The sequence below is a fragment of the Geminisphaera colitermitum TAV2 genome (assembly GCF_000171235.2).
GTDB lineage: Bacteria > Verrucomicrobiota > Verrucomicrobiia > Opitutales > Opitutaceae > Geminisphaera > Geminisphaera colitermitum.
In genome coordinates, this window is record NZ_ABEA03000218.1 from 1 (window position 1) to 14270 (window position 14270).

At 62.8% G+C, this 14270-nt stretch carries 13 protein-coding genes; 8 read left to right on the top strand and 5 right to left on the bottom strand.

Annotated features, from left to right (window positions below):
• The 4 genes from purH to OBACDRAFT_RS29075 form a co-directional block, all read left to right on the top strand.
• Positions 1-957, top strand: a 957-nt coding sequence (gene purH, locus OBACDRAFT_RS24340) for a bifunctional phosphoribosylaminoimidazolecarboxamide formyltransferase/IMP cyclohydrolase (protein WP_043589779.1), incomplete at its 5' end; no start/stop codon positions are given.
• A gap of 115 nt (positions 958-1072) precedes the next feature.
• Complete coding sequence (locus OBACDRAFT_RS24345) at positions 1073-1714, top strand: transposase (RefSeq protein ID WP_043589781.1); 642 nt, start codon at positions 1073-1075, stop codon at positions 1712-1714.
• Between the two features lie 109 nt (positions 1715-1823).
• Complete coding sequence (gene acuI, locus OBACDRAFT_RS24350; protein WP_043589782.1) at positions 1824-2831, top strand: acrylyl-CoA reductase (NADPH); 1008 nt, start codon at positions 1824-1826, stop codon at positions 2829-2831.
• Positions 2832-2944: 113 nt separating this feature from the next.
• A complete protein-coding gene (locus tag OBACDRAFT_RS29075) occupies positions 2945-3088 on the top strand; it encodes a hypothetical protein (RefSeq protein ID WP_198529978.1) in 144 nt (47 codons plus the stop codon).
• 324 nt (positions 3089-3412) lie between these two features.
• Here the strand turns inward: OBACDRAFT_RS29075 and OBACDRAFT_RS24355 are convergent, their stop codons facing one another.
• The gene (locus OBACDRAFT_RS24355) at positions 3413-4210 is read right to left on the bottom strand and encodes an NYN domain-containing protein (RefSeq protein WP_043589784.1); all 798 of its coding nucleotides are present in this window, start codon (positions 4208-4210) and stop codon (positions 3413-3415) included.
• Positions 4207-5172, bottom strand: a complete 966-nt coding sequence (gene argF, locus OBACDRAFT_RS24360; protein ID WP_043589786.1) for an ornithine carbamoyltransferase — start codon at positions 5170-5172, stop codon at positions 4207-4209. Before argF ends, OBACDRAFT_RS24355 begins: the two co-directional genes overlap by 4 nt.
• A 115-nt stretch (positions 5173-5287) precedes the next feature.
• Between argF and OBACDRAFT_RS24365 the strand changes: the two genes are divergently transcribed.
• Both OBACDRAFT_RS24365 and OBACDRAFT_RS24370 read left to right on the top strand, forming a co-directional pair.
• Complete coding sequence (locus OBACDRAFT_RS24365) at positions 5288-5989, top strand: SDR family oxidoreductase (RefSeq protein WP_043589787.1); 702 nt, start codon at positions 5288-5290, stop codon at positions 5987-5989.
• A 199-nt stretch (positions 5990-6188) separates the two neighbouring features.
• Entirely contained in the window at positions 6189-7328 is a 1140-nt protein-coding gene (locus tag OBACDRAFT_RS24370; RefSeq protein ID WP_052362554.1) for a DegT/DnrJ/EryC1/StrS family aminotransferase, read from the top strand.
• Positions 7329-7358: 30 nt separating this feature from the next.
• Here the strand turns inward: OBACDRAFT_RS24370 and OBACDRAFT_RS24375 are convergent, their stop codons facing one another.
• From OBACDRAFT_RS24375 to OBACDRAFT_RS24385, 3 genes are all read right to left on the bottom strand, one after another.
• A complete protein-coding gene (locus OBACDRAFT_RS24375) occupies positions 7359-8720 on the bottom strand; it encodes a UDP-N-acetylglucosamine 1-carboxyvinyltransferase (protein ID WP_043589789.1) in 1362 nt (453 codons plus the stop codon).
• A 271-nt stretch (positions 8721-8991) separates the two neighbouring features.
• On the bottom strand, positions 8992-9942 hold the full coding sequence (locus tag OBACDRAFT_RS24380) for an IS110 family RNA-guided transposase (RefSeq protein ID WP_157836912.1): 951 nt from the start codon (positions 9940-9942) through the stop codon (positions 8992-8994).
• A 396-nt stretch (positions 9943-10338) separates the two neighbouring features.
• Positions 10339-11424: a hypothetical protein gene (locus OBACDRAFT_RS24385; protein ID WP_043589790.1), complete on the bottom strand. Its 1086-nt coding sequence runs from the start codon at positions 11422-11424 to the stop codon at positions 10339-10341.
• Positions 11425-11693: 269 nt separating this feature from the next.
• On the opposite strand from OBACDRAFT_RS24385, the gene OBACDRAFT_RS24390 reads away from it, so the two are divergent.
• A complete protein-coding gene (locus tag OBACDRAFT_RS24390; protein WP_081722332.1) occupies positions 11694-13268 on the top strand; it encodes a GH1 family beta-glucosidase in 1575 nt (524 codons plus the stop codon).
• 153 nt (positions 13269-13421) lie between these two features.
• A complete protein-coding gene (locus OBACDRAFT_RS24395) occupies positions 13422-14150 on the top strand; it encodes a type II secretion system protein (RefSeq protein ID WP_043589831.1) in 729 nt (242 codons plus the stop codon).
• The last annotated feature ends 120 nt before the right edge of the window (positions 14151-14270 follow it).

Consider the following 14270-nt stretch of genomic DNA (forward strand, 5'->3'; position numbering starts at 1 on the left):
GACCTCGCCGCCATCGGCGGATTCCCGGAGCAAATCACCCTCGCCTACAACAAAGCCCAGTCCCTCCGCTACGGCGAAAACCCCCACCAGCAAGCCGCCCTCTACGGCACTTTTCATAACCACTTCCAGCAACTCCAGGGCAAGGAACTCTCCTACAACAACATTCTCGACATCACCTCCGCCACCTACCTCATCGGCGAATTCGAGAAACCCACCGTTGCCATCCTCAAGCACACCAACCCCTGCGGAGTGGCCAGCGCGGATACACTCCTCGACGCCTGGCACGCCGCCTTCGAGACCGACAAGCAAGCCCCCTTTGGCGGCATCATCGTGGTCAACCGCACGCTCGACACCGACGTCGCCGAACAGATCAAGGACATCTTCACCGAAGTCATCATCGCCCCCCGCTTCACCGACGCCGCGCTGGCCCTCTTTGCCAAAAAGAAAAACCTCCGCCTCATGATCGCCAAGGAAGGACTCGGCGCCGACTCGCTCCAAGACGTGCGCTCCGTGGTCGGCGGCGTGCTCGTGCAGGACCGCAACATCAAGCTCGGCAACCAGGCTGACTTCAAGGTGGTCACCCAACGCCAGCCCACCGCCGAGGAATGGGCGACGATGCTCTTTGGCTGGCGCGTGTGCAAACACGTCAAGTCCAACGCCATCGTTTACTGTCGCGGCGAACGCACGCTCGGCGTTGGCGCGGGCCAGATGGCGCGCGTGGACAGTTCCCGCATCGCCGTCTGGAAAGCCGGCGAAGCCAAGCTCGACCTCCACGGCTCCGTCGTGGTGAGCGAAGCGTTGTTCCCCTTTGCCGACGGCCTGATTGCCGCCGCCGATGCCGGCGCGACCGCCGCGATTCAACCGGGCGGTTCCGTGCGCGACGAAGAGGTCATCAAGGCCGCCGACGAACGCGGCATGGCGATGGTCTTCACCGGCATCCGCCATTTCAAACACTGACGCCCAAGGAGCGAACCCAAGGAGCGGCGGTCTCCAGGCCGCCGGACGACGCGTAGCGTCGCCCAAGTGTCCGGCGGCCTGGAGACCGCCGCTCCTTGGGTTTCCTCATTTCCACATGCCCGACGAACCCCATTTCTTTCGCCCGGTTGAAGACATCAAGGTGACACGAAACCGGCTCCCTCACTGGCAGCAAAACGGAAACGTCTTTTTCGTGACTTACCGTCTCTCGGATTCCCTCCCGGCACACCTGCTTCGCGGCTGGTCGCAAGAGCGGGAATCTTGGTTGCGACAAAACCCGCCGCCGCACTCCACCGAAAAAGAACTGGAGTATCACCAACACTTCTCGACCCGGATTGAACAATGGCTTGATGCAGGACACGGATGCTGTGCCCTTCGCCATCACGACATGAGGGAACAGGTGGTGCAGACCCTTTTATTTTTCGAAGGCAACCGCTGCCAGCAGACCGCGTTTATCGTCATGCCGAACCATGTTCACGCACTCTTCTCGCTGCTCGACGGCGTTGACCTCGGGAAATTGCTCATGTCCTGGAAAAGCTATGCCGGACGGGAAATCGGCAAACTACAGGGATCCAGAACATGGCCGGGATGGCAAAAGGACTACTTCGACCGCTTGATTCGCAACGAGCAGCACCTTGCGAATTGCGTAAGGTATATTCGTCGGAATCCTGCGAAGGCCTCATTAAGTGAAGGCGAATTTCATCTATGGGAGAGCCCTCAAGCCAAAGCCATCGTATAGTGAAAGGAGCGGCGGTCTCCAGGCCGCCGGACACTTTGGGCGACGCTACGCGTCGTCCGGCGGCCTGGAGACCGCCGCTCCTTGATCGCTCCTCCTCTTTCCAGCGTCCATGTCCGCCCATCCTGCAACCACCTCCGCCTTTACCGGCATCCTGATCGAAAAAAACGCCGCCGGGACCACCGCCCGCCTGACCACGCTCGACGAGGCAAATCTGCCTCCGGGCGAAGTCATGGTGCGCGTGACGTATTCGTCACTCAACTACAAGGATGCCCTGGCGATTCACAACCGCGCGCCCATCGTCCGCGCCTTCCCCATGGTGCCCGGCGTAGATCTGGCCGGCACGGTCGAGCACAGCACGTCGCCCGACTTCGCGCCCGGCGAACAGGTGTTTCTCAACGGACAGGGTGTGGGCGAAAACCATTGGGGCGGGCTCGCGCAAAAAGCCCGCGTTCCTGCCGCGTATCTTCTCAAAATCCCCGCGCCGCTCACGCCCGCCAGCGTCATGGCGGTGGGCACTGCGGGCTACACGGCGATGCTCTGCGTGGCCGCGCTCGAACGCGCCGGTGTCACACCCGCGGCGGGCGACGTGCTCGTCACAGGGGCCTCGGGCGGCGTCGGCGGCTTTGCTGTCGCGCTGCTGGCGGCGCGAGGCTTTCGCGTCATTGCCTCGACCGGACGTGTGGAGGAAAGCGATTACCTTAAACAACTCGGCGCAGCTGAGGTCATTGACCGCGCCACGCTGTCATCGCCCGGCAAACCGTTGCAAAAAGAACGCTGGGCCGCCGCGGTGGACACCGTGGGCAGCCACACGCTGGCCAATGTGTGCGCGGGCACGAAGTATCGCGGTGTGGTGACGGCTTGCGGCATGGCGCAAGGGCTGGATTTCCCGGCCTCGGTTGCGCCCTTTATTCTGCGTCATGTTTCGCTGCTCGGCATCGACGCCGTGCGCACGCCCCGCGCCGAGCAGGAGACGGTCTGGGCGCGGATTGCCCGCGAACTTGATCCCGCCAAACTCGCGTTGCTCACGAATGAAGTTCCGTTGAGCGACGCCATCCCCGCCGCCGCGCGCCTGCTCGAAGGCAAAGTCCGCGGCCGCGTGGTGGTGGCGATTCCGTAGCCATGCGGCCCGACGGGGCTTGCCACGGGACGGGTCCGCAGGGATAACGAGCCACGCCTTCGTGGGAAACGAACATCCCGAAGACGAGGAAACTCAAACAAAGGAAACCCGTCATGGGCGACAGATCTCCGAAATCCACGCAGAAACAGGCATCGCAAAAACAGTCGAAACTGGATGCCTCGAATCAAAAAAAACAGGCCGTTATCACGGCGCAGCAGGCGACCAAGGCCAAGGCCGCGGCGCTCAAAAAAAAGTAGGCTCCTTGTGGTCCTCCCCCCCCCCCCCGCCATCGAGAAGAGGCGGAGGGGGGGATTTTTTATGCCGTCTCGATGACTAGAATAGTTGCAGTTGAATTGTATCCGTTGTCTTGACGGTAGGGAGGCCTCTCCGAGGCCTCCGAAACCACGCTCCATCTACCTATGAATTTCGCATCCTCACACTACGCACGGCGGAGGCCTCGGACGGAGCGCAGCAGCGCGGAGATGGCATCGCCGACGGCGATGGCCCGAAGGGCTGCCCTCGGCAGAGGGCACAAAGGCCTCCCTACCGTCAATACAACGGCTACCGTTTTGAATAAAATGCTATTCGGGAAGGCGCACCTGCCAGTTGCCGGCTTTTTCATCGAGTTTGAGCAGGCCGCGTTTTTGCCCTTCGCGGAGCAGGTCGGTGAAGGCACTGAAACCGTAGGCGCGTTCGTTGAAGCCGGGATTCTGGCGCTTGATGGCCTGTTTTACCATCGAGGCCCAGATGCTTTCGTCGGCGCCGCGTTCGTCGATGAGGGCGTTGATCGTGGCCATGACGAGTTCGAGAGCCTTGGCGGGATCGGGACGCTTGGCGACGGGCTCGACGGTCTTGGGCGCGGCGGCGGACGCCGTGCCACGAGAGCGCACCCTGGGCGGATTGGTGCGCACGAGGTCGTCGTAGTAGATGAACTCGTCGCAGTTGGCTATGAAGAGGTCGGAGGTGGAGTTTTTCACGCCGACGCCAATGACGGTCTTGCCGTTTTCACGGAGCTTGCTGACGAGCGGGGAAAAATCGGAGTCGCCGCTGATGATGGCGAAAGCGTCCACGTGGTCGTTGGTGTAGCAGAGATCGAGGGCATCGACGACCATGCGGATGTCGGCGGAGTTTTTGCCGGACTGTCGGACGTGGGGAATCTCAATGAGTTCGAAGGCGGCTTCATGCAGGGGTCGCTTGAAGTCCTTGTAACGTTCAAAATCGCAGTAGGCTTTTTTGACGACGATGTTGCCCTTGATGAGGAGGCGTTCGAAGACCTTGCCGATGTCGAATTGGGGGAAGCGGGCGTCCTGCGCCCCACGGGCAATGTTTTCCAGATCAAGAAAAACTGCCAGAGTGTGAGGCGAGTCGGGTGTGTTCATGGGTGGCGCGCGTGACGGGCGAGCACGGTCATGATGGCTTTTTGCGTGTGCAGACGGTTTTCCGCCTGATCGAAAATGATGGAGCGGGGGTTGTCCAACACCTCCTGCGTCACTTCCTTGCCGACGTAGGCGGGCAGGCAGTGCATGAAAAGGGCGTCAGACTTGGCGGCGGCAAAGAGCTTGGCGGTCACGCTGTAAGGGCTCATCTGCGCGATGCGTTCTTTGGCTTCGTCCTCCTTGCCCATGCTCACCCACACGTCGGTGTAGACGACATCGGCGTTTTTTACGGCTTCGCAGGGGTCGTGCGTGAATTGGTAGCGTCCGGCGAGGCCGAGGCGCTTGCTCTCGGCGGCAAGCAGGGTGTTGAACTCGGCGGAGGGCTCGAAGCCCTTGGGTCCGGCGAGCGAGATGTCCATGCCGAAGAGGTTGGCGCCGAGTATCCACGAGTTGGCCATGTTGCACGCGGTGTCGCCAAGGAAGGCGATCTTGCGGCCCTTGAGCGAGGCGAAGAGGTCACCGTTGGCGGACGCCCAACGCTCGGCCATGGTGAAGGCGTCGGTGTAAATCTGGCAGGGATGCAGGAAGTCGGTCAGGGCGTTGATGACGGGAATCGTGCCGCTGGCGGCGAGACGCTCGACTTCGCTGTGCGCGTAGGTGCGCACGATCAGGCCGTGCACGAAGCGCGAGAGGACGCGGGCGGTGTCTTCCACGGATTCGCCGCGCCCGAGCTGGATGTCACCTTTGTTGAGAAAAAGCGGGTTGCCGCCGAGTTCGTGCACGCCGACTTCAAAGGAAACGCGGGTGCGCGTGGAGGATTTGGAGAAAATCAGGGCCCAGGTTTGATACTGGAGGACAGCCGGGGTGGCGGACGTGCCACGCTTCTGTTTGAGGTCGCGGGCCAAGGCAAACACTTCGGCCGCTTCTTGCGGCGTGAAGTCCGTCTCTTTGAGGAAGTGCTTCATAAAAGGAAGCGACCATGCGTAAGGGGCCGCGCGGGGCGCTACGAGAGCAAAATTCGCCTTTGGCAACCGGCCTTTGGGATTCACTCGCCGGGCAAACGGGGTTATTGTCCCGCGCATGAGCAAGACGGAGAAAACGAAAAAGATCATCATCACCGGCGTGACGCGCGGACTGGGCAAGGCATTGGCGGAAGAGTTCATCCGGCTCGGGCACATTGTTGTCGGCTGCGGGCGTTCGGCGGAGGGCGTGCTCGACCTGCGTTTCGCGCATGGCGCGCCGCATCGCTTCGACGTGCTTGACGTGTCGGAGCCCAACAAGGTGGACGTGTGGGCCGAAACGCTCCTCGCCACGCTCGGCGCGCCCGATCTGTTGCTCAACAATGCCGGCGTGTTCAACGCCATGGTTCCGCTCTGGGATGTGCAGGCCGCCGACTTCGCACGCGTGATGGACGTCAACATCAAGGGTCCCGCCAACCTGATCCGCGCCTTCGTCCCGGCGATGATCGAGCGCGGTTCCGGGGTGATTGTGAATTTCAGTTCGGGCTGGGGGCGCTCCGTTGATGCCCATGCCGCGCCCTACTGCGCGTCCAAGTGGGCCATCGAAGGCATGACCAAGGCGCTTGCCGAGGAGTTGCCGCCCGGTCTCGCCGCCGTGCCGCTCAACCCCGGCATTATCGACACCGGCCTGCTGCGGCATTGTTTCGGCGAAGAGGCAGCCTCCGCCTATCCCAAGCCCGAGGCGTGGGCGAAGAAGGCCGCGCCCTTCCTCCTCAAGCTCGGTCCCAAGGACAACGGACGCAGCCTCACGGTCGGGGAATAACGTAGCGCGGAGGGCGGGTTTTTATTGCCAATCCCCGCCAGACGCGGCGCAGCCGCGCCCATCCGATTCTGGAAGTGCGAGGCATGCGTTAACGCGCAGTCCTCATCCAACGGGGATTGCCCCCTCCCCCCCCCTCCCCCCCTGCGCCCGCCAGTTTCAGCTTTCAGCTTTTCTGCGTTTCGGCTTTTCTCGTCCCTCCATGTCCGCTCCCGCATCCGCGCCCGCATCCGGGCTCGTCAACAAAATCCCGTTCCTCGATCTCTCGTTGCAGCACCGTGCGCTGCGCGAGCAAGCCCTGGCCGCCCTCGCCGCCACCTACGACGCCACGCGTTTCTGCCTCGGCAAAGATGTGGAGGACTTTGAAAAAAACTTCGCCGCCACGCTCGGTTATCCGAGCGCCCTCGGCGTCAACAGCGGCACCTCGCCGCTCCACCTTGCCGCCGCCCTCGCGGGCTGGGGTCCGGGCGACGAAGTCATCGTGCCGCCGTTTACCTTCATCGCCTCGGCCTGGGGCCCCACCTACGTCGGCGCCACGCCGCGCTTCGTCGATATCGACCCGTTTACGTTTAACCTCGACCCGGCCGCGGTTGCCGCCGCCATCACGCCGCGCACCAAGGGCATCGTCATCGTGCATCTTTTCGGCCAGCCCGCGCCGATGGATGAACTCATGGCCATCGCCCGCCAGCACAACCTCTTCGTCGTCGAAGACTGCGCGCAGGCCGTGGGCGCGCGCTACAAGGGCACACCCGTCGGACTCATCGGCGACGCGGGCACGTTTAGTTTTTACCCGACCAAAAATCTCGGCGGCTGCGGTGAAGGCGGCGCGTTCGTCTCGCGGCACGAGGACATTTTTGAAAAAGCCCGGCTGCTGCGCGTTCACGGCATGGGGCGGCGCTATTATCACGATCATGTGGGTTTCAACTTCCGCATGGACGGCTTCCAGGGCGCGCTCCTCAACGTCAAGCTGCCACACCTCGCGGCATGGACGGCGCGGCGTCAGGAAATCGCGCGACGTTACCTCGCCGGCATCACGCTCGCCGGGGCGATCCTGCCGACCACGGTCGATTACGGCGCGTGCGTTTACCACCAGTTCACGATCCGCCATCCGCGACGCGATGCGTTGCGCGAGTATCTGACAAAGCACGATATCGGCACCGATTTGATTTATCCTGTGCCGCTGCACCGTCAGGCATGTTTTGCGTCGCTCGGTTACGCCGAGGGTTCGCTGCCCGTGGCCGAAAAAGCCTGCGCGACTTGCGTGAGCCTGCCGATCTTTCCCGAACTGACCGACGCCCAAGTCGCCCGTGTGATCGAGGTCGTCAATGGTTTTGGCGGGTAATGGGGAAATCAGATTAAAGATTAACGCTGGTTAATTTGTTTTCCATTCGAGGTCGGCGCCGAGGCTGCGGAGATTTTCCACAAAACGCGGGTGGGCGCGCTTGATGATCTCGGCGTTGCGAACCACGGAGCGTCCGGGGATCGACGCCGCCACCATGGTCAGCGCCACCGCCGCACGGATGATGTAAGGAGAATCCACTACGGCGGGACGCAGGGGCTTGTTGCCAAACACCACGATGCGGTGCGGATCGCTGACGAGCGCGTGCGCGCCGAATTTCGCCAGTTCGGGAATCCACGAAAATCCGTTCTCATACACCTTGTTCCAGAAATGAATGACGCCCTCGGCCCGCGTGCTCAGGGCGATCATCAGGGGCAGCAGGTCCACGGAAAAATACGGCCAGGGCGCGGCTTCGATCTTGGGCAGCAGGTTGGTGGTGTAGGGAGTTTCTATGATGAGGCGCTGGTTGCGGCGAACAATGGCAACAGATGCAGCGGCGGGGGGGGAGGGGGGGCAGTTTGTAGTTTCATGTTCGATACAAACGCCGAGTTTTTGGAAGGCGCGGGTGATGAGGTCGAAGTGCTGCGGAAGGGCGTGGGTGACGCGCACTTCGCCGCCGGTGATCGCACCGAGGGCGAGGAAGGTGACAATCTCGTGGTAATCAGAGCTGATGGTGAGCGTGGCGCCGTGGAGTTTTTGCACGCCGGTGATGCGGAGCCGCGATGTACCCAATCCTTCAATACGCGCACCCATGGCGACAAGCGCGGCGCAGAGGTCCTGCACGTGGGGTTCGCTGGCGGCGTTGATGAGCGTGGATTCGCCGTCGGCGAGGGCGGCGGCCATGGCAAAATTTTCCGTGACTGTGACCGACATGTAATCGCACCAGTGGCGCGCGCCTTGAAAGCCGTGCGGGAGGGCAATGACGAGCGCGTCGGAACCGGAATCGCCGCGGGGGGGGGGGGGGGGGGGGCTGTTCACCACGGCACCGAGAGCGGAAAGGATTTCGAGGTGCGGGTCGATCTCGCGCACGCCGAGCGAGCAGCCCTTGGTGTTGCTCTGGATGGTGATCTTGCGCAGGCGGTGGAGGAGCGCGGGGTAGAGGAGGACGGTGGAGCGCATGTCCTGCGGGAGTTCGTCGTTGGCGAGGGTGGAGCGGAAGCCGGAGTGGTCGATGCGCATCTCGCCGCGGGCGCGGTCCCAGTCGATGCGCGAGCCTTGCGATTCGAAAAAGGCGGCGAGCTTGTTGAGGTCGGTGATGTCGGGCACGTTTTTGATCGTCACCGGCTCGTCAGTGAGGAGCGTGGCGCAAAAGACGGGGAGGATGGAGTTTTTGTTGCCCGAGGGAGTGACGGTGCCGGAGAGCGGCCTGCCGCCGTTGACGATGAGATCGGCCATGGGTGGTTTGTCGGTTTGTCGTTTGTCGGTTGTCCTTAAAAGTTGGGAGGCTGAGGGACTGAGGGGCTGAAGGTCGAGCCCGCGTGATGCAAAAAAGCCTCCCGGATGCCGGGAGGCTTCGTGTGCATGTGTGTGGCGCGGGCGTCTCGCCCGCAGTAGCAACTATCTTGGAGAGTGATTTTTTATGAGCTTGAGAAGTATGAGGGAGAGGCAAAGCAGTGGCATCGGAGGAAGGGGAGTCCACCGAGAGAGAAGAGCCTTGAACCGTCAATCAGGACGGGAGGGCAGCGGCGTAGGCCGGACGCAGCAGAGAGTTAAGGAAGATGAGGAGTTTTCTGGCGATGGCGACATAGGCTACGGTGGGAGGTTTGCCGCGAGCGCGCAGTTGTTGGTAGTGGAGACGGGAAGGCTCATGCCAGCGAGCGGCGACCATGGCGCACTGGTAGAGGACGCGGCGAGCGGGAGCGCGGCCACCTTGGATGATGCGAAGACCCTTGAGTTTGCCGGAGTCCCAGGGAAGGGGGGCAAGGCCGGCGAGCTTGGCGATCTGTCTGCGGTTCAGGGAGCCGAGTTCGGGCAGGTAGGCGATAAGGGAAAGGGCGCTGAGGATGCCCACACCCGGAGCGAAGCACAGGGTGTGGATACGCTCGAGCCAAGGCGCCGCCTGTTCGCTGTAGAGCCAAGCCTGCAGATCAAGTTCGAGAGCGAGGCGGTGGGAGCGCAGGGCGCGCACAACGCGCTTGAGTTGAAGAGCGCTCCGAGCACTGAGCAGGTTGTTGCGCATGTCGAAGGCGCTGATCTGTTCGACGATGGCATGGCGAGCCATGAGCAGGTCGCCCAGACGCCGCAGGGCGTCCGAGGGCACGGGCGAGGGCGCGGGGTGACCTTCGATGCCCAAACGCAAGAGAACACGAGCATCGATCGGATCGGTTTTTTCGAGTGTGCCGAGCGACTTGGCGAAGGCGCGGACTTGTGCCGGGTTCAGGCAGGTCAGGGCAATGGCGTTGAGGGCGCAGCGTTGTTGCAACAAACGGTGATGACGTCCGGTGGCCTCGCAGAGCAAATGGACGCCGGCTGGCAGGCCGGCCAGCCAGGAGTCCATCGCTTGCGGGCAATTGGGGACGTTGACGACTTTGGCAGCAAGAGTGCTGCAGACCGCGAGCGAGTCTTTGGCGACATCGACACCGACGTAATCAGTTGCGGGCAGAGGATACATGCTCATCCTTGTTTTGTCGGACTCGCCGGAGCAATTGCTTCGGTGGTCCATTCAACGGTTCGAGCGATTAACCAAAAGGTCGCCTGCGGTTCATGCTACCAGCGCTCTGATCCGAACGGATCAAGCAGGGGCGTCGACGAACTCGCAGGCGGCCGAGCCGTGAGGGCCTGCAGGCCCTCACGGCTCATCCGCCCGAGGCCTCCCCCCGTCGAACCAACTTGCGGGGGCAGTCCTCGACTGAACTCCCTCATCTTACCACATCTCCAAACAACAAGGGGCGTCGCTTGCGACGCCCGCGCACGCCATTCGAGGCCACGTCCTGCATACGCGGGCTTCGCAAGCGAAGCCCCTACGCGGGGCGCGGGCGTCTCGCCCGCTTCTGTGTTTGGCGTAGGGGGGATATCAGGAGGAGGGCGAAGTGTCGCCACCGTCGTTGCGGTAGCCGCCACCGCCATCGTTGCGATAACCTCCGCCTCCGCCGTTGCGACCACGTCCGCCACGGCGACGACGGCGGCGGTCTGCATCGCCACGGTTGCCGCCAGCCTGGTCGCCTTCGGGGCGGGAGCCGCGGGGCTGGTAGCCGCCGGAGCGGTTTTCGTAGTTGCCGCGTCCCTGGCCGCCGCGTCCACCGCGTCCGCCGCGACGTCCGCGATTGCCCTCGCGGTCGCCATCGGACTTGCGCCCGGACTGCTGGGAGGCAGGCGTCTCCGCCGGGCCGCCAAAGAGGCTCTTGATCCAGTCAATGAATCCACCGGATTTCTGCTTGTCGTTTTCCTTGCCCGGCCTGCCTTGGCGGGCGGCGGGCTGGGAGGAAGCAACGGGGGCTGAGGCGTCCGACGCAGGAACGCCGGGAGTCTTGTCGGCGCGATCCGGGCGATCAGTGCGGTCACCACGGTCGTTGCGATAACCACGACGGCTGCCGTCGCGGCTGTCGCGACCTTCGCGGCGTTCGGGACGGAAAACGGGTCGATCCCCCTGACGGCGGTTGTCGCCATCACGCGTGGTGGCGTGGCTGCCGGTTTCCCAATTGACGGCGGGCTGGCGCTCGGCAGGCGGGAGGATGCGGAGTTCCGCCGGGGTCTGCGGCTCAGCGGCAGTCACTGCGACGGGAGTCGCGGGTGTCGCTGGAGTGACGGTGGCGGCTGGCTCGGAGGGCGCAGCAGCGACCGGAGCGGCAGATGCGACCGGGGCATCGGAGGCGGGTTGGCTGACGGGTTCCGGTTCGGCGACGGGTTCCGGCGCGAACGGGTTTTTGTAGCTTGTCTCAGCCACCACGAGTTGGACGGCGGTGGGACGATAGTCGGCGGAGGCCGACGCGGCGGGGCTGGGGGCGGGCTTGCTGTTGCGCTTGCCACGGGCAAGGCCAGCGCCACGGCTGGTGCCAAACGTTGCGGGCACTTCGGCGGGCGGCGCGGCGGGAACGGGCGCGCTGGGGGTCGCGGCGGGGGCCTCGGAGGGCGTGGCGCCGGACTGATTTTCTTCGGACATGTTACTCTATGTGTTGGTGTTTGTTACGCGCTCACCGCAAGAGCGCGGGAGCTGCGTGATTTGATGCCGGGCGGCGCACCGGGGTGGCGCGATGGCCGGGCAACAAGTGGAAGACATTCGCTGACACTGCCCGGCGGGGCAACTTCCAATTTTCGCCCCGTGCTGCGATGCCGGAGGGAACCTGCCTTCACAAATGCGCAAACCGCCTCAGCCTTCACGCTTTCGGGGGCGGACGACGGACGGGATGCTGTCGGTCCTGCCATCCCGCCATGTTCCGCATCGCCACCAGTCCCACCCTCGATCCGAGCCACGCCGTCGGCACCACCCGCCGCGATGATTCGGATTATTCTCCCGAAGAGGCCCGGGCCTGTGCGCCCCGTGTTCCCCTTGCGCCCAAGGCGCAACTCTCACGTCATACGCTTCATTTTCCCCAAAATTTCGTCTGGGGCACCGCCACTGCCGCCGTGCAAATCGAGGGTGGCGCAACCGCGGGCGGCAAGGGTGAGTCCGTGTGGGACCGCTTTGCCGCCACACCCGGCAAGACTCACAACGGCGACACCCCCGCCGTCGCCTGCGACCATTACCACCGTTATCGCGAGGATTTTTCGCTCATGCGCGAACTCGGCATTCGCCACTACCGTTTCTCGCTCGCCTGGCCGCGCATCATCCCTGATGGCGACGGAGCGGTCAACCAGGCTGGCATCGACTTCTACAACCGCCTCTTCGACGCCATGACGGAGAACGGCATCACTCCTTGGGTGACGATGTTTCATTGGGACCTGCCCCAGTCGCTCGAAGACCGCTTCGGCGGCTGGCGTTCCCGCCGCACCATCGACGCCTTCGCCCGTTACGCCGACACCGTCGTCAAGGTATTTGGCGACCGGGTACGGCACTGGTTTACTCTCAACGAAATCATCGCCTTCACGCGCAACGGCTACGGCATCGGGCGCAACGCCCCCGGTCTCCGCGAACCCGACGCCGTCGTCAACCAGACCTGGCACCACGCCCTTGTCTGCCACGGACACGGCGTGCGCGCCGTCCGCGAACACGGCGCGCCCGGCAGCACCGTCGGCCTCGTCAACAATCCCCGTATCCCAATTCCCCTTACACCCGGCAACCCCGCCGACCTCGCCGCCGCGAGACAGTCCTTCATCAACGAAAACGTCCGCATCTACGAACCCCTTTGTCGCGGCGCTTACACCGACGCCTACCTGCGTGTCGTTGGCGAGGCCAACCAGCCCCACGTCGCCCCCGGCGACTTCGACCTCATCACGCTCCCGACCGATTTTCACGGACTCAACATCTACGCCGGCTTCTACGTTCGCGCCGGCGTTTCCTCCTCCCCCCCTCCCCCCCCCCCTGCGCCCACCGCTCGCAACACCCGTGACAACCGTTCCGAAATCCGCCCCGAGATTCTTCCATTCCCGTCTTCGTTCCCGATGACGGACAGCGATTGGTATCAGATCACGCCGCAAGCCATCTACTGGTGCCCGCGCCTGCTCACGGAAATCTACGGCGCGCAACCCCTCTACATTGCGGAGAACGGCTGCGGTTACAGCGACGAACCCGTCACCCCCAACCCCGCCACCGGAGCCGGAGAAGTCATCGACCTCCACCGTCAGGAACTCCTGCGCAACTACCTGCGCGAGACGCACCGCGCCATTACCGACGGCGTCCCGATCCGTGGATATTTTCTCTGGTCGTTCATGGACAATTTCGAATGGGGAGCCGGCTACAGCGTGCGATTCGGCATTGTGCACACCGACTACGCCACCCAGCGCCGCACCCCCAAACTCAGCGCACGCTGGTATGCCGACCTCATCCGCACCAACCACCTCGAATAACCTCATTACTCATTTTTGCCTCAGGTGTATGCGCAAAACGCCTCAGCATTTTCTCAAAAACCGTCACTCTCCTGCCTTTTCACTGGCCGCTGTCCCGAGTGTAGTTTTGAGCACCACTTCGATTACCACGCAAAATTCCCCATTTCATTTTCCATGAGCCAACGTCCCCATCGCCGCCCCGACGCCTTTACCTTGATCGAACTGCTCACGGTCATCGCCATCATTGGCATCCTCGCTGCGATCATCATCCCGACGCTCGGCAAAGTTCGCGAATCCGCCTTCCGCGCACAAACCATCAGCAAGCTCCGGCAAATCATCATCGCCACGATGAGCTACGGGAACGAAAACAAGGGACGACCGCCTTATCCCTTGGGCGATAGCAACAACCCCACCTTTGGCAACACACCTCACGCCTACTCTGTGACAGCCTACAACGGCACCCTCAAACCCTACCTCGGAGATCGCTATACCGCCCTTTACTCATCCAAGGCGCTCGCCCAAATCCCGAACTACAACCCCGACGAAGAACGCCAAAAAGAGGCAAACAGCCAGACTCCCAGCCTCACCACTCACTTCACCTATTTTCAACGAGAAGGAGGCACCTCAAGAAATGGACGTCCGAAAGATGCCTACGTTGATCTTTTCAAAAACTTGAACAATCCATCCATGGATTACGCCATTTGGGGCACGCTCGCCTTCACCTCTGCCGCTAAAACCCTCGCTTACGCCGAGGCGGACAACAACAGGCAAATCCCCCTGTCGGGTATGTTCGCTGGCTATGCGGACTGCTCGGTCAAATGGTTCAAACGAAAGCAACTGTCCACCTACGACACCAGCGCTGAGGGCATGGGTTATCTGTGGCCTAAACCGAAAAACGAATAAGGCCGTCCCTCATCTTTTGGGAAAGCCAAGAACCCCAACACGCGCACGCCGCGCACGCACGCCCCCAAGGCTGCCAGTCCCCCACTTTGTCAGTAAACTTCAACTACACCATCAAGTATC